This window comes from Microbaculum marinisediminis, from assembly GCF_025397915.1.
Lineage (GTDB): Bacteria > Pseudomonadota > Alphaproteobacteria > Rhizobiales > Tepidamorphaceae > Microbaculum > Microbaculum marinisediminis.
The window spans coordinates 394,262-416,371 of record NZ_JALIDZ010000003.1 but is presented as its reverse complement, the minus strand read 5'-3'; the positions used below and the strand labels follow the sequence as shown (position 1 = coordinate 416,371).

General features: G+C 67.8%; 19 protein-coding genes and 1 tRNA gene. 16 read left to right on the top strand and 4 right to left on the bottom strand.

The genetic code is table 11. The features are described 5' to 3' along the window. Positions 1-101 precede the first annotated feature (101 nt). The 10 genes from MUB46_RS08045 (at position 102) to MUB46_RS08000 (ending at position 11,374) form a co-directional block, all read left to right on the top strand. A complete protein-coding gene (locus MUB46_RS08045) occupies positions 102-1,679 on the top strand; it encodes a flagellar hook-length control protein FliK (RefSeq protein ID WP_261615369.1) in 1,578 nt (525 codons plus the stop codon). A gap of 9 nt (positions 1,680-1,688) precedes the next feature. Continuing rightward, a complete protein-coding gene (locus MUB46_RS08040; protein WP_261615368.1) occupies positions 1,689-2,345 on the top strand; it encodes a flagellar hook assembly protein FlgD in 657 nt (218 codons plus the stop codon). A 151-nt stretch (positions 2,346-2,496) separates the two neighbouring features. Beyond that, a complete protein-coding gene (gene sciP / locus MUB46_RS08035; protein WP_261615367.1) occupies positions 2,497-2,772 on the top strand; it encodes a CtrA inhibitor SciP in 276 nt (91 codons plus the stop codon). A gap of 322 nt (positions 2,773-3,094) precedes the next feature. Beyond that, complete coding sequence (gene fliF / locus MUB46_RS08030) at positions 3,095-4,744, top strand: flagellar basal-body MS-ring/collar protein FliF (RefSeq protein WP_261615366.1); 1,650 nt, start codon at positions 3,095-3,097, stop codon at positions 4,742-4,744. Next, positions 4,741-5,787, top strand: a complete 1,047-nt coding sequence (fliG, locus tag MUB46_RS08025; RefSeq protein ID WP_425256224.1) for a flagellar motor switch protein FliG — start codon at positions 4,741-4,743, stop codon at positions 5,785-5,787. Before fliF ends, fliG begins: the two co-directional genes overlap by 4 nt. Positions 5,788-5,809: 22 nt before the next feature. Then, on the top strand, positions 5,810-6,523 hold the full coding sequence (locus tag MUB46_RS08020; protein WP_261615365.1) for a FliH/SctL family protein: 714 nt from the start codon (positions 5,810-5,812) through the stop codon (positions 6,521-6,523). Further along, positions 6,516-6,863: a flagellar motor switch protein FliN gene (gene fliN, locus MUB46_RS08015; protein ID WP_261615364.1), complete on the top strand. Its 348-nt coding sequence runs from the start codon at positions 6,516-6,518 to the stop codon at positions 6,861-6,863. The genes MUB46_RS08020 and fliN overlap by 8 nt, the downstream gene beginning before the upstream one ends. A gap of 40 nt (positions 6,864-6,903) precedes the next feature. Next, on the top strand, positions 6,904-8,280 hold the full coding sequence (gene flbD, locus MUB46_RS08010) for a sigma-54-dependent transcriptional regulator FlbD (protein WP_261615363.1): 1,377 nt from the start codon (positions 6,904-6,906) through the stop codon (positions 8,278-8,280). Positions 8,281-8,309: 29 nt separating this feature from the next. Next, entirely contained in the window at positions 8,310-10,436 is a 2,127-nt protein-coding gene (flhA, locus tag MUB46_RS08005) for a flagellar biosynthesis protein FlhA (RefSeq protein WP_261615362.1), read from the top strand. A 125-nt stretch (positions 10,437-10,561) separates the two neighbouring features. Then, a complete protein-coding gene (locus MUB46_RS08000) occupies positions 10,562-11,374 on the top strand; it encodes a MipA/OmpV family protein (protein ID WP_261615361.1) in 813 nt (270 codons plus the stop codon). A gap of 10 nt (positions 11,375-11,384) precedes the next feature. Here the strand turns inward: MUB46_RS08000 and MUB46_RS07995 are convergent, their stop codons facing one another. Continuing rightward, positions 11,385-13,256 (bottom strand): adenylate/guanylate cyclase domain-containing protein, encoded by a 1,872-nt coding sequence (locus MUB46_RS07995; RefSeq protein ID WP_261615360.1) that lies wholly within the window; start codon positions 13,254-13,256, stop codon positions 11,385-11,387. A 119-nt stretch (positions 13,257-13,375) separates the two neighbouring features. Between MUB46_RS07995 and MUB46_RS07990 the strand changes: the two genes are divergently transcribed. Then, entirely contained in the window at positions 13,376-13,987 is a 612-nt protein-coding gene (locus MUB46_RS07990; protein ID WP_261615359.1) for a GNAT family N-acetyltransferase, read from the top strand. Here MUB46_RS07990 and MUB46_RS07985 read toward each other — a convergent pair. Beyond that, positions 13,984-15,282, bottom strand: a complete 1,299-nt coding sequence (locus MUB46_RS07985) for an aspartate aminotransferase family protein (protein ID WP_261615358.1) — start codon at positions 15,280-15,282, stop codon at positions 13,984-13,986. The two genes, MUB46_RS07990 and MUB46_RS07985, sit on opposite strands and share 4 nt — an antisense overlap. Positions 15,283-15,545: 263 nt before the next feature. Here MUB46_RS07985 and MUB46_RS07980 point away from each other — a divergent pair, with 263 nt between their 5' ends. Genes MUB46_RS07980 through mprF form a run of 3 tightly spaced genes read left to right on the top strand, consistent with a single transcriptional unit; the run spans position 15,546 to position 19,381 of the window. Beyond that, positions 15,546-16,472 carry an aminotransferase class IV gene (locus MUB46_RS07980; protein WP_261615357.1) on the top strand — a complete coding sequence of 309 codons (927 nt, stop codon included), beginning with the start codon at positions 15,546-15,548 and terminating at the stop codon, positions 16,470-16,472. An 11-nt stretch (positions 16,473-16,483) separates the two neighbouring features. Beyond that, positions 16,484-16,777 carry a GNAT family N-acetyltransferase gene (locus tag MUB46_RS07975; RefSeq protein WP_261615356.1) on the top strand — a complete coding sequence of 98 codons (294 nt, stop codon included), beginning with the start codon at positions 16,484-16,486 and terminating at the stop codon, positions 16,775-16,777. Positions 16,778-16,783: 6 nt separating this feature from the next. Beyond that, positions 16,784-19,381 carry a bifunctional lysylphosphatidylglycerol flippase/synthetase MprF gene (gene mprF / locus MUB46_RS07970; protein ID WP_261615355.1) on the top strand — a complete coding sequence of 866 codons (2,598 nt, stop codon included), beginning with the start codon at positions 16,784-16,786 and terminating at the stop codon, positions 19,379-19,381. A 55-nt stretch (positions 19,382-19,436) separates the two neighbouring features. Here the strand turns inward: mprF and rpoH are convergent, their stop codons facing one another. Together rpoH and MUB46_RS07960 are read right to left on the bottom strand one after the other, a co-directional pair. Beyond that, a complete protein-coding gene (gene rpoH, locus MUB46_RS07965) occupies positions 19,437-20,330 on the bottom strand; it encodes an RNA polymerase sigma factor RpoH (RefSeq protein ID WP_261615354.1) in 894 nt (297 codons plus the stop codon). Between the two features lie 123 nt (positions 20,331-20,453). Next, the gene (locus tag MUB46_RS07960) at positions 20,454-21,464 is read right to left on the bottom strand and encodes an RluA family pseudouridine synthase (RefSeq protein WP_261615353.1); all 1,011 of its coding nucleotides are present in this window, start codon (positions 21,462-21,464) and stop codon (positions 20,454-20,456) included. On the opposite strand from MUB46_RS07960, the gene MUB46_RS07955 reads away from it, so the two are divergent. Together MUB46_RS07955 and MUB46_RS07950 are read left to right on the top strand one after the other, a co-directional pair. Next, complete coding sequence (locus tag MUB46_RS07955) at positions 21,463-21,849, top strand: hypothetical protein (RefSeq protein WP_261615352.1); 387 nt, start codon at positions 21,463-21,465, stop codon at positions 21,847-21,849. The genes MUB46_RS07960 and MUB46_RS07955 overlap by 2 nt on opposite strands. 89 nt (positions 21,850-21,938) lie before the next feature. Continuing rightward, positions 21,939-22,014 (top strand) — tRNA-Glu (locus MUB46_RS07950). The last annotated feature ends 96 nt before the right edge of the window (positions 22,015-22,110 follow it).

The following is a 22,110-nucleotide window of genomic DNA, read 5'->3' as shown; positions in this document are numbered from 1 at the left end:
TTAGAGCAACCTATTGAGAAATCAAAACGATTTATCTGGCCCGCTTCTTGCTCCCGAAGTGGCGAAGGCGCGAGGTGCGCCCGGACGGAATGAAGACGAATATGACGGCAGCGCCCGCCAACATCGCGACAGCCTTACACACCGCGCCCCTTGCGGGCGGGAAAGCCGACGCCGGTCGTGCCGGCGGCGGTGCCAATGGCGCCGCCTTCCTGGCCGTCCTAGACCAGATGCTCGGCCTCGCCACCACCGGCAAGGGACTGCCGGGCATGGCGGCCGGCAAGGCCGACCCGCTCCGTGGTGCCGCATCGGAGACCCTGCCGCCGTGGCTGCAGGCATTCACCGAAGCGCTCACCGATGCCGAAGCGCCGATGCCGGCGAATCCGCAGCAGGGCGAGACCGAGGGCACGGCTGCCGAAGGCACGGCGGAGGACGCCAACGCCCTCCTCGCCGGCGTCGTCGACCCGACGCTTGCCGCCACCACCGAGAGCGAACAGCCGCAGTCGGCAAACAACGCTCCGGTCGAGGAAGCACAGGCGCCCACCAATCGCGGCCAGGCCGTCGCCGCGGCGATCGCGGATGCGAAGGCACAGCTCGCCGAAAGCTGCGAGGCCGCGAACAAGGGCGCGACCGGCGAAGTGGTCAGTCGCGTCGCTACCGATCACGCCGCCGGTAACGCCCCAGGGCGCGGCGCCGAAGACCGCCCCGCTCCTGCTGAGCGTTCCAGTCTGCCGGCCACTTCCGTTGCGCAGTCCTCCCCTGACCTGGCTGCGGATCTGACAGCCGATCCAGACGTCGACGGCGTTCTCGCCGCTTTCGCCCGCCGGTCGGCGCAGACGGGCCCGGGCAGCGGCCAGCAGTCCATAATTAACGGAATTGGGGCCGAAGCCTCCGGGCTCGCCCGCCAGACCGCGCAGAACGCCGACGGCCAGACGCGCCGGCGCGATTCCGAGTTAGCCCGCGCCGACGCGACAGCCGAGAAGCAGAACGGCGCCGCCGGCTCCGGCAGGACCGACTCCGATGCCCTCACCCGCCTGCTCGCCTCCGGTCAGGCCGCGACGAAGGCGCCGCTGGCGACCGCATCGGGCGCGTTGGCCGATGGCGCGACCGGTGCGGACGCCCAGCCGGGCAAGCCGGCCGCCACGGCGCCCGTGCTGCTGACCATCAACGAGGTCGCCTCGGGCACGCCGCTGCAAACCGGAACGGCGACGCAGGCCCTGGCCACGACCGCTGCGGCGCAGGCCGGCCATGCCGCCCGCCCGGATTTCGGCGCCATGGCCTTGCGCATCGCCCATGAGGCGCGCGACGGCAAGCAGCATTTCGAGATCGCCCTCGACCCGCCCGAGCTCGGCCGGGTCGAGGTTCGCCTGGAGTTTTCGCGCGACGGCCGCATGACCACGCACCTCTTGGTCGACCGCAGCGATACGCTCGACGCCCTCGCGCGCGATGCCCGGGGCCTTGAAAGGGCCCTGCAGGCGCAGGGGCTGAAACTGGACGACGGCGGCGTGCAGTATCAGCTGCGCGATCAGTCCGCCTTCGCCCAGCAGCACAACCACCACGATGCCCATGACCGGCGCGACGGCGCGGGCAACGACGGTTCAGATCCGACATCGATTGCCGAACCCGAGGAACCCGGCGCCCGCCGCCGCCTCGTGCTCGGCGGCCTCGATGTGACGATATAGGGGACGGATATGGCTATCGACACGATTTCGGGCCAGCAGGCGGTCGGTCAGGCCGCCTACGACAGCGGCGGCATTGCCGATAACTTCGATGCGTTTCTGCAGATCCTGACGACCCAGCTGCAGAACCAGAACCCGCTGGATCCGCTGGACACCAATCAGTTCACCCAGCAGCTCGTTCAGTTCGCCGACGTCGAGCAGTCGATCAAGTCGAACAAGAACCTGGAAGCCCTTATCCAGATGTCGGCGGCGAGCACCGCCACCGCGGCCACCAGCTTCATCGGCAAGAAGGTTATGATCCAGTCCGTCACCCAGACGCTGGCAGACGGCCGCGCCGAATGGAGCTACTACGCCGGCGGCGCCGCGGACGGCGCCAGCTTCACCGTCCGCGACGAGGCCGGGAACATCGTCTGGACGGAAACGAAGGACATCGCGGCCGGGCGCAACAGCTTCGTCTGGAACGGTCGCGACGACAGCGGCAACGTCGTCCCGGACGGCAAGTACACGCTGGCCGTCGAGGGCACCGACACCGACGGCAACCCGGTCGAGGTGCATGTCGAGGTCGCCGTGACCATCGACGGGATCGACTTCAGCGGCCCGGAACCGGTCCTGCTCGTCGGCGACGAGGGGGTCCCGCTGAGTCAGGTCCGCGCCGTGCTGGGCACCTGACTTATTGGCCCGCCAGCGGCCCACCTGTTTCAAATTGAAGCTAAAGCGCGGAAACTGTTAAGAAATTACCCACCTTTGCTTTAGCCAATTTTTAAGTCGCCCCGCATAGTCTTCTGGTCGTGTTTGGTCAGTAGAGTATGTGAGTGTATCCATGACCGATCAGTACCGCCCGCGGGCGAAGTACGTGATTGGGCCAGACGGCAGCCCTCTCACCATTGCCGATCTGCCGCCGAAGAATACCAAACGGTGGGTGATCCGGCGTAAGGCCGAGGTGGTGGCTGCCGTGCGTGGCGGACTGTTGAGTCTCGAAGAAGCCTGCGACCGCTATACCCTTACGGTCGAGGAGTTCCTCAGCTGGCAGCATTCGATCGACAGGCACGGATTGCCCGGCCTGCGAGCGACGCGCGTCCAACAGTATCGGCAATAGCGCCGCCCGATTCCATCGACAAATATGTGCCAAGCGCCGGCCCCAGTGCCGGCGTTTCGCATTTTGCAAACGCGCGTGCCGCTACGGCATCCGTGTGCCCTGCCCTAGCGTCAGGCGTTAGCCGGACGCTAACGATTGGCGCCTGATTTCCCGCGAACCTGTCCCGTTCCGGGCCACGCCTGCGGCATGTTAACGGCCGCGTTAAGGACTTGTTTAGCATTCAGGTGGGAAATTCTTGCCGGGTCGCGACCGGCACAGACCGGTCCATGATTCTCATGCGACGGCCGGCGACTGGGCGCGAACGGGGCATCAGAGGGGCAAGGTGCAGGGAGGTCTCGACTTTCTGAAGACGATGGGCGCGGCGCGCCTGGCGGCCATGGGTGCCGTCGGCGTCGGCCTGATCGGCTTCTTCGCCTTCCTGATTCTCTATCTGTCGTCGGAGACGATGGTCCCGATCTACACGGATCTCGACTACGACGATTCCGGCGCGGTGGTGCGCGAGCTCGAGGCGCGCGGCGTTCCCTACGAGATGCGCCGGGACGGCTCCACCATCCTCGTGCCAGAGAGCCAGATGCTGCGGCTGCGCATGGATCTGGCCTCCGACGGCCTGCCGACGGGCGGCGGCGTCGGCTACGAGATCTTCGACCGCGGCGACACGCTCGGCGCCACCAGTTTCGTCCAGAACATTAACCATCTCCGCGCGCTGGAGGGCGAACTCGCCCGCACGATCAGGGAGCTGGACCGCGTTGCCGCGGCGCGGGTGCACCTGGTGATTCCGGAGCGACGCCTGTTCTCCCAGGACGCGAGCAGTCCGTCCGCCTCGATCGTGGTCAAGACCCGCGGCGCGCTCGATCCCGCCCAGATCCGCGCCATCCGCCATCTCGCCGCCTCGGCGGTGGAGGGCCTAATCCCCGCCCGCGTCGCCATCGTCGACGACAGCGGCCGTCTTCTCGCCGACGGCTCCGGCGCCGAGGATCCCGGCTCCGCCACCGTGCTCGACGAGCGCCGCCGCGGCATCGAGCAGCAGCTGCGCCTGCAGATCGAGAACATCGTCTCCAGCGTCGTCGGCGCCGAGCGGGTCCGCGTCCAGGTCGCCGCCGAGCTCGAGTTCAACCGCGTCACCCAGACCACCGACCAGTACGACCCGGACGGCCGCGTGGTGCGCTCCTCGCAGCTGCGCGAGGAAAGCTCGACCGCCAACGAGGCCAACCCCGACGGCGCGACGACCCTCGGCAATGAGCTTCCCGGCGCCGATGCCGCCGCCAACCTGACCGGCACCAGCGAGACCGCGACGACGACCGAGGAAGTCACCAACTACGAGATTTCCCGCACCACCAAGACCGAGGTGATCGAGCCCGGCCGCGTCAAGCGGCTGTCCGTGGCCGTCGTCGTCGACGGGATCTACTCGCAGAACGCCAACGGCGAAATCGTCTACGAGCCGCGCACGCAGGATCAGCTCGACCGCATTGCCGCCCTCGTCCGCTCCGCCGTCGGCTTCGACGCCGACCGCGGCGACACGGTGGAAGTCGCCAACCTGCGCTTCGCCGCCGCGCCGCAGGGCATGCCGCTCGACTCCGCCGATTCCTTCCTGCCGACCTTCACCAAGGCCGACATCATGCGGTTCGCCGAGCTCGCCGTCCTGTTCCTGCTCGGCATGCTGGTGCTGCTGTTCGTGGCCCGGCCGCTGGTCGGTCGCATCCTCGCCCCCGAAAGGGCCACCGGCACCGCGATGGTGCCGGCGCCGTCCGGCGCAGAGCCCGGCGAGGGCGAACCGCGGCAGCTCGCAGCGCCGGAAGACGCCAAGCCGGGGGCCTCGATGCCGGTGCCGCAGACCTTCGAGGCGATCAATTTCGCCGAGCAGGTCGGCGAGGTTCAGGCCGCCTCGCTGCGCCGCGTCGGCGAGATCATCGAGCAGAACCCGACCGAGGCGCTGTCGATCATCCGTAGCTGGATCCACGAGGCCGCGGCATGATCATGAAGCCTCCGGCGCCCGTCGAGGCGCGCATCCCGGAAACGGTCGCCGACCTGAACGGCCCCGAGCGCGCCGCCGTCCTGCTACTGGCGCTTGGCCAGGAGCACGGCGACACGGTCTGGCAGCAGCTCGACGACGAGGAGGTCCGGCTGATCTCCATCGCCATGTCGAAGCTCGGCAAGATCAACAGCGACATCATCGAGAAGCTCATGGTCGAGTTCGTCCTCGACATGGGCCACGCCGGCGCGCTGGTCGGCAACTACGACTCCACCGAGCGCCTGTTGCAGCAGTTCCTGCCCAATGATCGCGTCAACGTGATCATGGAGGAGATCCGCGGTCCCGCCGGCCGCAACATGTGGGAGAAGCTGTCCAACGTCCAGGAGCAGGTCCTCGCCAACTACCTGAAGAACGAATACCCGCAGACCATCGCGGTGGTGATGTCCAAGATCAAGTCGGAGCACGCCGCCCGCGTCCTCGCCATCCTGCCCGAGGAGCTGGCGCTGGAGGTGATCAGCCGGATGCTGCGCATGGAGTCGGTCCAGAAGGAGATCCTCGAGCGGCTCGAGCAGACCCTGCGCATGGAGTTCATGTCGAACCTGGCCAAGACGCAGCGTCGCGACGCCCACGAGCAGATGGCCGAGATCTTCAACAATTTCGACCGCCAGACCGAGTCGCGCTTCATGACCTCGCTGGAGGAGCACAACCGCGACGCCGCCGAGCGCATCAAGACGCTGATGTTCACGTTCGAGGATCTCGCCAACCTCGACAACGCTTCGGCCCAGACCCTGCTGCGCCACGTCGACAAGGACAAGCTGACGGTCGCCATGAAGGGCGCCAACGAGACGCTGCGCGACTTCTTCCTGTCGAACATGTCCTCGCGCGCCGCCGGGATGCTGAAGGACGACATGGACGTGATGGGCCCCGTCCGGTTGCGCGACGTCGACGAGGCGCAGTCGCAGATGGTCAATCTCGCCAAGGACCTGGCCGCCAAGGGCGAGATCATGATTTCGAAGAACCGCGGCGACGACGAGCTGATCTACTGAGGCGATGGCAATGAACGACGGCATGACCACACAGACCGCGGCGAAACCGGCGCTGTACATGTTCGACGAGGTGTTCGCCATCGAACCCGCCGGCACCCAGCCCGCCCCGCCGGCCGTCACCACCGCCGCGCTCGACAAGGCGGTTGCCGCCGCGCGCAAGGAAGGCCATGCCGCGGGCGTGGCCGAGGGCCGCCGTGCCGGCGAGCAGGCGGTTGCCGGCCGCCTCGCCGACAGCATCGCGGCGCTGGTCGCGGAAACGGCGGCGATCGCGCAGCGCGCCGAGGCCGACCGCGCCGAGATCGAGACCATGGCGGTGGAACTGGCGATGGCGGCCGTCGGCCGGCTCGCGCCCGCCCTCGTCGCCCGCCAACCCTCCGCCGAGCTCGCCGACCTGCTGCGCGGCTGCCTGAACGGCCTGCGCGATGTGCCGCACATCGCCATTCGCGTATCGGAAGACCTTGTCGAACCGATGCGCGCGGAATTCGACACGGTGGCCGCGGAAACCGGCTTCGCGGGGCGCATCGTCGTCCTCGGCGACCCCGACATCGCGCCCGGCGACGGCCGCATCGATTGGGCGGACGGCGGGATCGTCCGCGACATGGACGAGACGCGGCGCAGCATCGAAGCGGCGGTGGAACGCTTCATCGCCGCCCGCTCCGGCCCTGCGGGCGGCCCTGTCGGCGGCCCAATCGACGCCCCCGGCGCCGGAACAGCGAAGGACGAAACGGATGAGTGACCAGACCGACAGCCCCTTCGACGAGATCAAGAAGGACGCGCCGGCCCCGGCGGCCGCGCCACAGGCCGGCGACGACGAGGAGTCCGCGGCCCACTCCGCCGCCGATCTCGAGGCGGTTTTCGACGTCCCGGTAAAGGTTTCGGCCGTGCTGGGGCGCTCGCGCATGGAGGTCTCCGAGCTCCTGAAGCTCTCGACCGGCGCCGTCGTCGAGCTCGACCGCAAGGTCGGCGAAGCAATCGATATCTACGTGAACGACCGGCTGGTCGCGCGCGGCGAGGTGGTTCTCGTCGAGGACCGCCTCGGCGTGACCATGACCGAAATCATCAAGGATCGCGGCTGATCGCGGTCGCGACCCTGTCGCGTATAAGAGGAACGGAACCATGAGGCTGATGATCATCGGATCGTTGCGGGGGCAGCTGTCGACGGCGACCCGCATCGCCATGGACCGGGGAGCGAAGGTCCTCCACTCGGAGACCATCGACGAAGCGATGAAGGCGCTTCGCACCGGCAAGGGCGCCGATCTTCTGATGGTGGAGGTCAGCGTCGACATCACCGATCTGGTCGGCAGGCTCGAACACGAACGCATCTGCGTGCCGATCGTCGCCTGCGGCATTCAGAACGATGCCCGCGCCGCCGTCGCCGCGATCCGGGCCGGTGCGAAGGAATACATTCCCCTTCCGCCCGATCCCGAGCTGATCGCCGCGGTCCTCGCCGCCGTCGCCCAGGACGGCCACGCCCTCGTCTATCGCGACGACTCGATGGCCTCCGTCGTCCGGCTCGCCGAGCAGATCGCCCCGTCCGAGGCCAGCGTCCTGATCACCGGCGAGTCCGGCACCGGCAAGGAGGTGCTGGCGCGCTACGTGCACCAGCGCTCGAACCGCGCCGACCGTCCGTTCATCTCGATCAACTGCGCCGCCATTCCCGAGGCCCTGCTCGAATCCGAGCTGTTCGGCCACGAGAAGGGTGCGTTCACCGGCGCCGTCGCCCGCCGCGTCGGCAAGTTCGAGGAAGCCGACGGCGGCACGCTGCTGCTCGACGAGATCAGCGAGATGGACGTGCGCCTGCAGGCCAAGCTCCTGCGCGCCATCCAGGAACGCATGATCGACCGCGTCGGCGGCAACCGGCCCGTCCCCGTCAACATCCGCATCATTGCCACGTCGAACCGCAATCTCGCCGACGCGGTGCGCGACGGCGGTTTCCGCGAGGACCTCTACTACCGGCTCAACGTAGTCAACCTGCAGCTCCCGGCGCTGCGCGAGCGTCCCGGCGACATCCTCGCGCTGGCGGAGCATTTCGCCGCCCGCTACGCCGAGGCCAACGGCCTGCCGCCGCGCGCGCTGTCGCAGGACGCGCGCAAGCAGCTGACGCTGAGCCGCTGGCCCGGCAACGTGCGCGAGCTGGAGAACACCATTCACCGCGCCGTGCTGCTGTCGACCGGCGAAGCGATCGATACCGAGGCGCTGCGCATGCCCGACGGCTCGCGGCTCGACGCCATGATCGGCGGTCACGAGAGCCGCGTCGTCAGCCAGGCCGCGCAGGCGGCCGAGGCCGTCACCCGAACCCTGGTCGGCCGCACCGTCGCCGAGGTCGAGCGCGACCTCATCCTCGACACCCTCGATCATTGCCTCGGCAACCGCACGCACGCCGCCAACATCCTCGGCATCTCGATCCGCACGCTGCGCAACAAGCTGCACCTGTACTCCGACGACGGCTTCGCCATCCCCGCCCCCGGGGAGACGCGGGTCGCCATGCGTTGACCTGCTGACCCGGGACCGAAAGCCTCACGATGTCCGACACGACGGCCGCCGAAACCAACGCGCGCGCAGGCGCGGGCCTTCCTTCCCTCGGCGACATCGCCGCCCTGCTGAAGCGTGGCGACATCGCCCTGGCCACGGCGGTGATAACGATCCTCGTCGTTCTCATCCTGCCGATGCCGCCGATCATGCTCGACATGCTGCTGGCGCTGTCGATCGTCTTTTCGGTCCTGGTCCTGATGACGGCGCTGTTCATTCACACGCCGCTCGAGTTCTCCGCCTTCCCGACCGTGCTGCTGATCGCCACCATGCTGCGGCTGGCGCTCAACCTGGCCTCCACGCGCCTGATCCTGGCGCACGGCCACGAGGGCACCGACGCCGCCGGCCACGTCATCGAGGCGTTCGGCAACTTCGTCATGCGCGGCAACTTCGTCATCGGCATCATCGTCTTCGCCATCCTGGTGATCGTGAACTTCGTCGTCATCACCAAGGGCTCGGGCCGTATCGCCGAGGTCGCCGCCCGCTTCACCCTCGATGCCATGCCCGGCAAGCAGATGGCCATCGACGCCGACCTGTCGTCGGGCCTCATCGACGAGGACGAGGCGCGCCGGCGGCGCAAGGCGCTGGAGGACGAATCCTCCTTCTTCGGCGCCATGGACGGCGCGTCCAAGTTCGTTCGCGGCGATGCCATCGCCGGCCTGCTGATCACCTTCATCAACGTCATCGGCGGCATGATCGTCGGCGTCGCCCAGAACGGCCTGTCCATGGGCGAGGCGAGCACCACCTATACGCTGCTGACCGTCGGCGACGGCCTGGTCTCGCAGATCCCCGCCCTCGTGGTGTCGACGGCCGCCGGCCTGCTGGTCTCCAAGGCCGGCGTCACCGGCTCCGCCGACCAGGCGCTGATCAGCCAGTTGTCGGGCTATCCCAAGGCGCTCGGCATGTCTTCCTTCGTGATGGTCGTGATGTCCCTGCTGCCGGGCATTCCGATGATCCCGTTCCTGGCGCTGGCCGGCGGCGCCGGCGCGCTCGCCTGGTCGGCGACGCGCAAGCAGAGGGACGAGAAGGACGCGGTGGCGCAGGAGGCGCTCACGACGCAAGCCGGCGAGGCCTCGCCGGCCGACGAGCCCATCACATCGGCGCTGGCGATCGACGAGGTCAAGATCGAGATCGGCTATGCGCTGCTGCCGCTGATCAACGCCGCCGGCGGCGAGGACAAGCTGACCGGTCAGATCAAGGCGCTGCGCCGGCAGCTGGCCGCCGACATGGGCTTCGTCATGCCGCCGGTGCGCCTGCTCGACAACATGCAGCTCGAGCCCAACACCTACATCGTCAAGATCAAGGAGGTGGAGGCCGGCCGCGGCACCGTCTATCCCGGCCAGGACATGGTGATGGACCCCGAAGGCAAGCAGATCAACATGCCCGGCATCCACACCACCGAGCCGACCTTCGGCCTGCCGGCCACATGGATCGACACCGCGCTGCGCGACGAGGCCCAGATGAAGGGCCTGACCGTCGTCGACCCGGCGACCGTCGTCTCCACGCACCTGACCGAGCTGATCCGCGCCAACATGGCGGAGCTCCTGTCCTACGCCGAAGTCTCCAAGCTGCTCGGCGAGCTGCCCAAGGAGCAGCAGAAGCTGGTCGACGACATCGTGCCCGGCCAGATCACCATCTCCGGCATCCAGCGCGCGCTGCAGGCCCTGCTCGACGAACGCGTGTCGATCCGCGACCTGCCGACGATCCTCGAGGGCATCGCCGAGATCGCCGGCCGCGGGCACGGCACCAGGATCATCGTCGAGCACGTGCGCGCCCGCCTGTCCCGGCAGTTGTGCGCCCAGCACCAGTCGCCGAACGGCTACGTGCCGATCGTCGCCCTGTCGCCCGACTGGGAGCGCGCCTTCCTCGAGGCGCTGCACGGCGACGGCGAGGAGAAGCAGCTCGCCATGGCGCCCTCGAAGCTGCAGCAGTTCATCAACTCCGTGCGCGAGCGCTTCGAGGAGGCGGCCCAGCAGGGAGAGATCCCGGTCCTGCTGACGAGCCCCGGCTCGCGCTACTACGTGCGCTCGATCATCGAGCGGTTCCGCGCCCAGACCGCGGTCATGTCGCAGAACGAGATCCACCCGCGCGCCAGGCTGAAGACGATCGGGTCGATCTGACAAAAAGGACACACCGGCCGGAAACCGGCGATGGCCCCCGATCCATTTACGGATTGTGATCGTATGATCGGCAAAGCTGCGCGCACGCCGCAGGACGGACATCAAGGGTACGGAGGGCTTCGGCGTTGACCTTGCGACTGGTTTGTATCGCCGCCGCGATCTGCGGCCTCGCCGCGCCGGCGCTGGCCGCAGACGAAGACTGGGACGGCGGCTACGACGCCGCGCCCGCGGCGGAGAGCACCACCACCGACCTGTCCATCCGGATCGGCATCGGCGGCGTGGTCCAGCCTGACTGGGAGGGCTCCAACGACTACGAGATCGTGCCCTGGCCGATCGTGTCGCTGGAATATCTGCGCCTGCCGGGCATCGGCACGGTCGGCGGACGCACAGTCGGCTTCTCGATCGGCCCGTCCTTCAACTTCGTCGGCGAGCGCGACCCATCCTCCGACCCCGCCCTTACCGGTCTCGGCACGGTCGACTCCGCCTTCGAGTTCGGCCTTCGTGCCATCTACGAGGTCAACAACTGGGGCGCCTACGCGGCGCTGCGACAGGGATTCGGCGGCCACGACGGCCTCGTCGGCGAAGCCGCGCTCTACGCGGTGTGGCGGCCGACCGACGTCTTCGTCGTACGCGCGGGCCCGAACGTGACCTACGCCAGCGCCGACTATTTCGACACCTACTTCTCGGTGACGCCGGTCCAGTCGTTCCGGTCCGGGCTGCCGGTCTACAGCGCCGGCTCGGGCTTCAAGAGCGCCGGCATCCAGGCGCTGGCGACCTACTCCCTGACCGAGAAGGTCGATCTGCATTTTCGCGCCGGCTACGACCGTCTCGTCAGCGGCGCCGCGGACTCGCCGATCGTGACCACCGCCGGCAGCCGCGACCAGTTCAGCGCCGGCCTCGGCCTGAGCTACCGGATCGACCTCGACCTGTACGACTAGCCGCTCCGGCCTACGGTTCCGACAACGGCGCTGCCGTCGGCGCCGCCGGCACCTGAGGCGTCGTCGGCGTCTCGTGCGTGCGCAGCCGCACCACCGGCACCGGGTGCGCAACGCCGGCGAGCGCGTGTTCGCCGACCGCCTCGCCATCGGCGCCGATCCCGGCCTCCTGGGCCGTGCGGGCACTCATCAGCACCGTCACGTCGGCGCCGGCGTCGAGCTTGTGTCCCAGCGCCTCGATGCGCTGGGCGACATTCACCGTGTCGCCGACGATCGTGTAGTTGACGCGCCCGGGCGCGCCGATATTGCCGACCACCGCCGGGCCGCTGTGCAGGCCGATCCGCATCCGCACGGGCTTCAGGCCCTTGCCGGCGCGGCGGCGGTTGTCGGCCGTGATCACCTCGGCGATGCAGCGCGCCGCCTTGACGGCGCGGGCCGCGTGGTCGTCCTGGCGGTCCGGTGCGCCCCAGAACGCCATCACCGCATCGCCGATATACTTGTCGATGCTGCCGTTCTCGCCGCGGATGCAGTCGGCGAGCATGCCGAAATGCCGGTTCAGGAACGCCGCCGTTTCTTCCGCGCCCATCCGGTCCGAGATCATCGTGAAGCTGGCGATGTCGGTGAACATCACCGTGATCTCGCGGGTTTCCGAGGCGACGCTGGCCTCGCCGCCGAGCGCGATCAGCCGCTGCACGAGCTGGCGCGGGACGTAGGTCTCGAACACCTTCAGGCCGTCGAGCATCAGGTTGAAGGCGCGCGCCTGCTGATCCAGCTCCGCGATGGCGCTGCCGCGCGGCCGCGTCGCCGTATCGATGTCGAGCCGGGCGACCTCGGAGGCGGATTCGGCCAGCCGGCGGATCGGCCGCGATACGAACCCGCCGAGTATCAGCGCCGCGAGGACCGCGAGCACGACGACGACGAAGCCGGCGATGGCCGACGTCATCAGCCGCTGCATGGAATCGCTGAGCTGCGCCTGGCGGTAGTAGGCGCCGATCGCCAGCGGCTCGTTGCCGTAGCCCCGGACCCAGCGCGACAGGACGATATAGCGCGTGTCGTCGATGTCGACCCGTTCGACCTCCACGCCACGGGCGCGCGCCGACTGCATGAAGGCGACGGGGACACCCTTGTCGAGATTGACGATGACCGGGTCGTTTGCTTCGGAGGTCGGGATGACGCCGTAGCTGCTCCCGGCGGCGATATTCCCGACGAACTGCGGATGCGCCATCAGCCGGCCTTCGCCGTAGAGGATGAAGGCCGTTGCGTCGTAGAGCTTGCCCACCGCGGCGACGAAACGGGAAAACTGGTCCAGGGACACCGCCGCGCCGACGAACGCGACGTCGGCGTCGGTCGATGCGATGCGCGTGACCACGTTGAGATAGGTGGTGCCGTTCTCGACCGCCGGTTCCCCCCATATGTGGGCCGCCCCCGGTTGGACCGACGACAGCTGGCTGCGCGTCCTGGGATCGGCCTCGGCGCCTTGCGTAAGCCGCTTCAGCGTCCCGTCCTTGCCCCGCCTAATGCCGCGCCGAACCAGGTTGCGGTCCCAGTAGAGCAGCACGCTCACATCCGGCGTCGTCGCCAGCACGACCGTCAGGGCGTCGAGGATCTCGTCCGGCGTCGCGGCGCGGAAATACGGCGTCTGGATCTCCCGCGATATCCCGTCGACAAGGCTGCCGGCGGAATCGAGCTTGTCGCGCACCTCGTTCTCGATCCCGTCGAGGATCAACACCATGCGGTCGCTGAGAAGCTCGATCGTGTTCGTGGAACTTGCCTGCAAGGAGATCCAGAGCACGGTTACGGTGGCAACCAGAACCAGGCCGCCGGAGGTCAGCGCCAGCAGGCTACGGATGGATATCCGGCGGTTTCGCAGCCAACGGCCCGGCAAGGCGTCAGTTCCCCCGAAAGACGAGAATCAAGATTTTGCGGTGCCGACCATACCGCAACGCGCGCGCCGATGCGCGGCGGCATTGCCTTCGGGGCGCTCTACGGGCTATCGGCAGGGCCATGACACGCATCGTACACGACGGATACACCGATCTCCCCGACGGCCATGCCGCGGCGGTCGCCACCTTCCTCGAGATGACGACGCCGCGCCCTGTCCCGCCGTCCACGCGCCCCGATCTGCGTCTCGCCCCCATGCGGACGGTCGGCCCGGACGACTACCGGGCGATGTTCCGGCGCGTCGGCGCCGACTGGCTGTGGAACTCGCGGCTGCGGCTGGACGACAAGGCGCTCTCCGCGATCCTCGGCGATCCGCAGGTCGCGCTGTACTTCCCGGAGCGGGAGGGAGCGCCGATCGGCATCCTGGAGCTCGACTTCCGCGAGATGCCGTCCGTCGAGGTCGCCTTCTTCGGCCTCGTGCCGGAGGCGATCGGATCGGGCGCCGGGCGCTGGCTGATGGACCGCGCGCTGGAACTGTCCTGGCGTGAGGGAGTGGAACGGGTCTGGCTGCACACCTGTACGTTCGACCATCCCGGCGCCATGGCCTTCTACCGCCGCGCCGGGTTCGTGCCTTACGCGCGCAAGCTGGAGATGTTCCCCGACCCGCGGCTCGACGGCGTCCTGCCGATGGACGCCGCCCCGCACGTCCCGCTGATCGGACGGACGCCGATCTAGGCCCGCCCCGCCACCACCTCGGTGATCGCGGTGTCCAGCCTGTCGATGCCCTTGTCGATGTCCTCCCGCGTCGCGGTCAGCGGCGGAGCGATGCGCCAGACCGCCGACATCGTGCTGCCCGGCACCGAGACGATGTTCATCGACAGCCCGAGCTCCATGCAGCGCCGGGTGATCGCCTGCCCCGTCTCCGGGTCGGGCTCGCGGCTGTGCCGGTCCTTCACCAGCTCCACGCCGTACAGCATCCCCATGCCCCGCACGTCGCCGATCACCTCGTGCTTCTGCATTAGGCTGTCGAGGCCGGCCTTCAGATAGGCGCCCGTCTCGACCGCCGTCTCGTTGAGGTTCTCCTCCTCGAGAACGTCGAGCACCGCGAGCCCCACTTCGGCGGGCAGCGGATCGGACACGTGCGAGGTCACGTGCAGGAAGCGCTTCTCGTGGCAGTCGGCCTCGATCTCGTCGGTCGTGCAGGCCGCCGCCAGCGGCAGCCCGCCGCCGAGCGTCTTCGACAGGGTCAGGAAATCCGGCTCGACGCCGAAGATATCGGCCGCGAAATCGGCGCCCAGCCGCCCGAACGCCGTCTGCGCCTCGTCGAGGATGAGCATCATGCCGCGGTCCTCGCACTTCTGCTTGAGCGCCGGCAGGTAGCCCTCCGGCGGCACGATGACGCCGCCAGACGACTGCACCGGCTCGGCCAGCAGCGCCGCCGGCGCGCCGTTGGACTGGGCGTCGATCATGTCGAACCCGACCTCCAGACAGGTCTTGTCGCACGTGCCCTTGCAGTGCCGCACCGGGCAGCGGAAGGCGTTGGGCGCGGGGATCGCCATGGTGCCCGGCGCCGCCGGCCCGTAGCCCTTGCGCCCGGCCACATAGGTCGAGGACGCCGCCCCGGCGGTCATGCCGTGCCAGGAGCCGGTCATGCCGACCACTTCCCAGTTGCCGGTATGGAGCTTGGCCATCCTGAGCGCCGCCTCGTTGGCCTCGCCGCCGGTCGACAGGAAGATCGACCGGGATAGCTTGCCGGGCAGCTTGGCGGCGAGCCGCGCCGCCAGCGACACCACCGCCGGGCTCAGCATGCCGGAATACAGGTGCAGAACCCCGTCGCAGGCCTTCTTCACCGCCTCGACGATCTTCGGATGGTTGTGGCCGAGCGTCGAGCACATCTGACCGGAGGTGAAATCGAGGATCTCCCGCCCCTCGCCGTCATAGACGTAGGCGCCGCGCGCCTTCTCGATCAGCGCCGGGCTGAACTCGAAGCCGTAGTGGATCAGATGGTCGTCGTTGCGCGGCGTGCTCATGGGTTCCTCCCGATGCGGCGATCGAAGGCACTCTAGTGTATCGTCGCGGATCGGTGAATTGGCCGCGTGCCCGTCCCGGGCCGAAACCGTACGGGAAGGAAGCCTCCCTCGATACCCGCCTCCGGACGCTGTCCGAAGCGCGATCGGACACATCCCACTGCTCCGGGGATGACGCGCCCGACCGCGCGGCCACGGCGCCGGCGAGATTGTCAATCGGCCACCCGGCGACGTACGCTCCGCCCCGACAACGCTCGAGGATTCGCATGACCCACGAATACGCGGACGATCCGCGCAATGCGGACATTCTGATTTCCGTCAACGGCGCGCTCGTTCCCCGCGAGAAGGCGGTGGTGTCGGTGTTCGATTCGGGCTTCGTCCTCGGCGACGGCGTCTGGGAGGGGCTGCGGGTGCTGGACGGCGGCATCGCCTTTCTCGATGCCCATCTCGACCGGCTGTACGAGGGCGCCAAGGCGATCGACATGGATATCGGGCTGTCGCGCGAGGCGCTGGCCGCCCGCGTGTTCGACTGCCTCGACGCCAACGGCATGGTCGACGGCGTCCACGTCCGGCTGATGGTGACCAGGGGCGTGAAGAAGACGCCCTATCAGGACCCGCGCGTGACGATCGGCCCGGCGACAATCGTCATCATCCCGGAATACAAGACGGCGGCCGAGGCGGTGAAGAAGCAGGGCCTGAGCCTGTTCACCGTCCATATCCGCCGCACCGCGCCCGACATGCAGGACCAGAAGCTCAACAGCCATTCCAAGCTCAATTGCATTCTCGCCTGCATCCAGGCCGCCAAGGCCGGCGCCGACGAAGCCCTGATGCTCGATCCGGACGGGGCGGTCGCCACCTGCAACTCGACCCATTTCTTCATCGTCCGCGACGGCGAGGTGTGGACCTCGGACGGGCTTTACTGCCTCGGCGGGATCACGCGGGCCAACGTCCTGCGGCTGTGCCGCGACAACGCCATTCCCGCCCGCGAGAAGCGCTTCTCGCTGGTCGACGTCTATTCCGCCGACGAGGTCTTCGTCACCGGCACCTTCGCCGGCCTGACGCCGGTGCGCGAGGTCGACGGACGCATGATCGCAACGCCACCGTCTGATGGGAACCGGGCCGGCCCCGTCACCCGCAGGCTCGACGAGCTGTACAAGGCGCTGGCGCGCCGCGAATCCGTTCGGCCCGCCTGAAGGAGAAGACGATGGCACAGACACCGACGATCACGCTGGAGGACGGACCGTCCAAGGGCCGCTACGTGGCGCGCATCGAGGGCCTGCCGGACGCCGAGATGACGTTTTCGCGGGCCAGTCCGCGCCTCGTCATCGTCGACCATACCGGCGTGCCCGACGAGATGCGCGGCATGGGCGTCGGCAAGGCGCTGGTGGCGCGGATCGTGGAGGACGCGCGGGAACGGCAATTCAAGATCATTCCGCTGTGCCCCTTCGCCAAGGCGACGATCGAACGCACGCCGGAATGGCACGACGTGCTCAACTGACCGCAGATGAGCGGCTCCGACTGGCAGGCCCGGCTGCGGGCGATAGGCGGGCGACAGATCGCCAACGCCGCGGTCACAGTGGTGATCGCGGTGATCGCCGTCTTCGTGCTGCGCCAACAGCTCGCCAACGTGAACCTGCACGAGGTGCGCGGCGCGATCGATACCGTGCCGACGGGCAACATCGTCCTGGCGGTGCTGCTCATCGCCATCGGCTACCTGTGCCTGGCCTCCTATGACTGGCTCGCCTTCCGGGTCGTCGACCGTGCGGTGCCGGCGCGCCAGGCGTTCCTGACCGGCTTCACCTCCTACGCCTTCTCCAACACGCTCGGTTTCGCGCTTCTGACCGGCGGCTCGATCCGCTACCGCGCCTATTCGACGCTCGGCGTGTCGCTGTCCGAGATCGCGCTGGTCACGGTCTATTCGCACCTCGCCTTCGCGTTCGGCGCCGCCACCATCCTCGTGCTCGCCGGGGTGCTGGAATACGACCAGATCGCCTATGCCGTTTCGGTGCCGCCGACGGTTCCGTGGGCTCTGGCGCTCGTCGGCGCCCTGGCGATCATCGGCTATTTCGTCCTCTGCGCCCTGCGTGGCGGCGGCACGTTCGAATTCAGGCGGTTCTCCGTTCCCATCCCCACCATGCCGGTCGCGCTCACGCAATGGGCGGTGGCGACCGTCGACGTGCTGGCGGTGTCGGCGGCGCTCTACCTGCTCGTCCCGGTTCCCCTGCCCTACGATTTCCTCGCCTTCGCCGGCATCACCGTCGCCGCCTTCGCCATCGGCATCGCCAGCCACGTGCCCGGCGGCCTCGGCGTCATCGAGGCGGTGCTGATCCTGTCCGTGCCGGACGAGGCCAAGGCCGGCCTGTTCGCCGCCATGCTGCTGTTCCGCGTCTTCTACTTCGTGCTGCCGCTAGCGATCGCCGGGGCGCTCGTCACCGCCGAGGCCGCCTTCAGCGGCTTCGCCCACATCACCCTCTTCGGCGGCCGCGCCGGCGCCATGCTCAGAACGCTGGCGCCGCAGCTGATCGGGGCCGGCGTCTTCGTCGCCGGCGCGCTGTTGCTGTTCTCCGCCGTCACTCCGGCGCGGGTCGCGCACCTCGACATCCTGCGCACCGTGCTGCCGCTGCCGGTTCTCGAGGCATCGCACCTGATCTCCTCGGTCGCCGGCCTGGGCCTGCTCATCCTCTCGCGCGGCCTGATGCGGCGGCTGCGGGTCGCCTGGCGCATGACCGTCGCCATGCTGGTGCTGGCCATCGCGGTGTCGCTGCTGAAGGGGCTCGACTATGTCGAGGCGATCCTGCTCGCCATGGTGCTGATCCTCGTCGTCACCGCCCGCGACAGCTTCCATCGCCGGTCCGGCTTCGCCCCGGGCACCTTCTCGCTCGCCTGGCTGTCCGCGATCGGCGCGATCCTGGTGATCGCCGCCTGGTTCGGCTTCTTCGCCTATCGCCACGTCGAATATCGCGACGAGCTGTGGTGGCAGTTCGCCTGGGACGGTGACGCGCCGCGCTTCCTGCGCGCGATGGTCGTCGTCGGCGCCGCCGGGCTCCTGTTCCTGATCTGGCGCATCCAGGCGCCGTCCCGGCCGCCCGGCCCCGCGCGCCAGCCCGTACCCGACTCGGTGCGACGTTTACTCGACCATTCCACCGATCCGGAGTCGACCGTCGTCTTGCTCGGCGACAAGCGCCTTCTGGTCACGCCGGACGAGACGGCCTTTCTCATGTACCAGATCCAGGGATCGAGCTGGATCGCGCTGGGCGAGCCGGTCGGCACGCCCGAAGGCAGGCAGGAAGCCGCATGGGCCTTCCGCGAACTCGTCGACAGTTACGGCGGCACCCCGGTGTTCTACGCGCTCCGCGCAGACGCCCTGCCGCTCATGCTCGATCTCGGCCTCACCGTCACCAAATTCGGCGAGGAGGCCAGGGTGCCGCTTGCCGAATTCTCGCTGGACGGCCCGAAATACAAGGATTTCCGCTACGCCATCCGCCGCGCCGAACGCGACGGCGCCCGCTTCGAGATCGTGCCAAAGGCAAGTATCGAAGCGATTCTACCGGAACTGAAGGACGTTTCCGACGAATGGCTCGCCGACAAGGCGGGTGGCGAAAAGGGCTTCTCGCTCGGCTATTTTTCCGAGGACTACCTGCGGAATTTCGATATCGCCGTGGTGCGCGTCGACGAGCGCATCGTCGCCTTCGCCAACATCCTGCGGTCCGGCACCGGCAAGGCCGAGTTCTCCGTCGACCTGATGCGCCACCGCACCGTTTCGCCTTACGGCACAATGGATTATCTGTTCGCCGAACTGATGCTCGCGGCCAAGGCCGAGGGCTACACCTGGTTCGACCTGGGCATGGCGCCGCTGTCGGGTTTCGAGCACCACCGGCTGGCGCCGACCTGGCACAAGGTCGGCAATTTCCTCTTCGCCCACGGCTCGGCGCTCTACAATTTCACCGGCCTGCGCGCCTACAAGGACAAGTTCCACCCGGTCTGGACACCGCGCTACATCGCCCTTCCCGGCGGCTTTGCCCTGCCCCGCGTCCTCATGGACTGCGCCACGCTGATCTCCGGCGGGCCCGGCGATTTCGTCAAGAAGGCGATCCGCAAATAAAAAGCCCCCGGCGAAGCGGGGGCTTATGTCCGGTTCGGGACGACGAACGCGCGGCTTACGCGGCCGCCTCGCCCGCCTCCAGCTTCCTGGCCGCCTCGGTGACGGCCTTCTGCACCTTCTCGAAGGCGCGCACCTCGATCTGGCGGACGCGTTCGCGGGAGACGCCGAATTCCTCCGACAAAGCCTCCAGCGTCAGCGGGTCCTCATCGAGACGCCGCGCGGTGAAGATGCGCTTCTCGCGGTCGTTGAGAACCTCGAGCGCATTGACGAGCATCTTCTTGCGGTTGTCGAGTTCCTCGTTCTCGGCAAGCAGGGTCTCCTGGCTTTCCTGGTCGTCGACCAGCCAGTCCTGCCATTCCGAGCCCGTGTCCCCGTCGGCGCGCAACGGTGAGTTCAGCGAGGCATCGCCCGACAGGCGCCGGTTCATCGAGACGACGTCGTCCTCGGGCACGCCGAGGCGCGTCGCGATCTCGCTGACCTGCTCAGGATTGAGATCGCCGTCCTCGAGCGCGGCAATCTGCCCCTTCACCTTGCGCAGGTTGAAGAACAGCTTCTTCTGGTTCGCCGTGGTGCCCATCTTCACCAGGCTCCACGAACGCAGGATGTATTCCTGGATGGAGGCGCGGATCCACCACATGGCATAGGTGGCGAGCCGGAATCCCTTATCGGGCTCGAACCGCTTGACGGCCTGCATCAGGCCGACATTGCCCTCCGAGATGATCTCGCCGATCGGCAGCCCATAGCCGCGATAGCCCATGGCGATCTTGGCCACGAGGCGCAGATGGCTGGTGACGAGCTTGTGCGCGGCCTCGCGATCGCCCTGCTCGCGCCAGTTCTTGGCGAGCATGAACTCCTCGTTCGGCTCCAGCATCGGGAAGCGGCGGATCTCCGAGAGATAACGCGAGAGTCCGCCTTCCGCCGTGACGGCGGGAAGTGCGATATTGGCCATTTTTCCTCCTCTTGCGGCCCCTGTGAACGGCCCCCGTTCTGGGCGACCCGGGTCACAGGTCCTGGAACAAGCCAAGACAGAAATAGAGAGGACTATTATGTCAGAAAGATGTTCCCCTCTTGTTCACGTTCCGGTGAGTGTCTCGAGAAGAGCCTGGATATCGGCCGGAAAGTCGCTTTCGAACCGCACCGTCTCTCCGCTCACCGGGTGAGCGAACACCAAGAGATAGGCATGCAAGGCCTGTCTTCCAAGGGTTTCCAGCGATTTTCGTTGAAGGTCCGTCAGAAGACGCGATTTCGAACGAAAACCGGCCCCATAAACCGGATCACCGAGAATCGGATGACCGATATGAGCCAGATGAACGCGGATCTGATGCGTCCGCCCCGTCTCCAACCGACATTCGACGAGGCCGGCGACGGGACTGCCATCGGCGCCCGAAAACGTCTGCACCACCTCATAGTGGGTTATCGCGTTGCGCCCGTTGGCGCGAACCGCCATTCTCTCCGGATTCTGCGGCGATCGCGCGATCGCCGCATCGATCGTGTCGTATTTTCGCGGCGGAACACCCCAGACCAGCGCCCGGTAGCCGCGTTCCAGGACCCCGGTGCGGCCGTGGTCGGCGAATTGCTCGGCGAGCGACCGATGCGCCGTGTCCGTCTTGGCGACGACCATCAGGCCGGACGTATCCTTGTCGAGCCGGTGCACGATTCCCGGCCGCTCCACCCCGCCGATCCCCGACAGGCTGTCGGCGCAGTGATGGAGCAGCGCATTGACCAGCGTGCCATTCGGGGTTCCCGCGCCCGGATGCACCACCAGGCCGGCCGGCTTCTCGATGACGATCAGGGCGTCGTCCTCGTAGACGACATCCAGCGGAATGTCCTGCGGCTCGGGTGTCGCCGGTTTCGGCGGCGGCACGGAAATCGTGATCTCCGTGTCTGCCCCGGACGTCACGTTGACCCGGTATTTCGGCTCGACTATCGTCCGCCCGCCGATCGTGACCCGGCCCTCGCGAATCAAAGTCTGAAGCCGTGACCGGCTGAATTGGGGAACGAGGCCGGCGAGCATGCGATCGAGCCGGTCTTCGTCCGCCTCGGCCGGAACCGTCACCGAGATCACGTCACCGTTCCCGTTCATGACCCTTCCTGAAGATTCAAACGCCACCGACCGCGCGGACGAAGTCACCCCGGAGACCTTCTGGTCCGAGCGCAACGTGCGCATCCTGAAGCTCACGGTGATCGTCATGTCCGTGCTGATCGTGCTCGGATTGATGGTCCTCTTCGCCACGATCGTCAACCGCGTGATCAGCGGCAAGCCGGAAGACACCACGCCGACGATCTCCGTTCCCGTGCCCGACGACGTGAGTCAACTCCTCGATGCCGACGCCGAGATCGTTTCCACCGCGATCGACGGCAGCCGCATGGCGATCGTCGTCAAGCGGCCCGAGGGACATACCGTCATCGTCGTGGACCTGCGTACGGGCAAGGTGCTGAACGTCATCGGCCGCAACGCCGGGCGCTAGCATCCAAACCTTTTCCACCGGACGCGACGGCCCTTGCAGGGCCGCGGGTTCCGGTCTATATCCCACCGATCGCGTGGATCGTGACCGCCGCCCCCTTCGTCTAGCGGTCTAGGACGCCGCCCTCTCACGGCGGAAACAGGGGTTCGAGTCCCCTAGGGGGCGCCACGATCCGCTTGCCCAGCCGGGAGTCGATCGCTCGGGCTAGCCGCTGCGACGCGCTGGCTTTCACCCTGGCCGACAATCACTTGGACGGACCGGCAA

Coding starts and splice junctions, on each gene's coding strand:
- MUB46_RS08045 (WP_261615369.1), top strand. CDS start 102: ATGACGGCAGCGCCCGCCAACATCGCGACAGCCTTACACACCGCGCCC.
- MUB46_RS08040 (WP_261615368.1), top strand. CDS start 1,689: ATGGCTATCGACACGATTTCGGGCCAGCAGGCGGTCGGTCAGGCCGCC.
- sciP (WP_261615367.1), top strand. CDS start 2,497: ATGACCGATCAGTACCGCCCGCGGGCGAAGTACGTGATTGGGCCAGAC.
- fliG (WP_425256224.1), top strand. CDS start 4,741: ATGATCATGAAGCCTCCGGCGCCCGTCGAGGCGCGCATCCCGGAAACG.
- MUB46_RS08020 (WP_261615365.1), top strand. CDS start 5,810: ATGACCACACAGACCGCGGCGAAACCGGCGCTGTACATGTTCGACGAG.
- fliN (WP_261615364.1), top strand. CDS start 6,516: ATGAGTGACCAGACCGACAGCCCCTTCGACGAGATCAAGAAGGACGCG.
- flbD (WP_261615363.1), top strand. CDS start 6,904: ATGAGGCTGATGATCATCGGATCGTTGCGGGGGCAGCTGTCGACGGCG.
- flhA (WP_261615362.1), top strand. CDS start 8,310: ATGTCCGACACGACGGCCGCCGAAACCAACGCGCGCGCAGGCGCGGGC.
- MUB46_RS07990 (WP_261615359.1), top strand. CDS start 13,376: ATGACACGCATCGTACACGACGGATACACCGATCTCCCCGACGGCCAT.
- MUB46_RS07985 (WP_261615358.1), bottom strand. CDS start 15,282: ATGAGCACGCCGCGCAACGACGACCATCTGATCCACTACGGCTTCGAG.
- MUB46_RS07980 (WP_261615357.1), top strand. CDS start 15,546: ATGACCCACGAATACGCGGACGATCCGCGCAATGCGGACATTCTGATT.
- MUB46_RS07975 (WP_261615356.1), top strand. CDS start 16,484: ATGGCACAGACACCGACGATCACGCTGGAGGACGGACCGTCCAAGGGC.
- mprF (WP_261615355.1), top strand. CDS start 16,784: ATGAGCGGCTCCGACTGGCAGGCCCGGCTGCGGGCGATAGGCGGGCGA.
- rpoH (WP_261615354.1), bottom strand. CDS start 20,330: ATGGCCAATATCGCACTTCCCGCCGTCACGGCGGAAGGCGGACTCTCG.
- MUB46_RS07955 (WP_261615352.1), top strand. CDS start 21,463: ATGACCCTTCCTGAAGATTCAAACGCCACCGACCGCGCGGACGAAGTC.
- MUB46_RS07960 (WP_261615353.1), bottom strand. CDS start 21,464: ATGAACGGGAACGGTGACGTGATCTCGGTGACGGTTCCGGCCGAGGCG.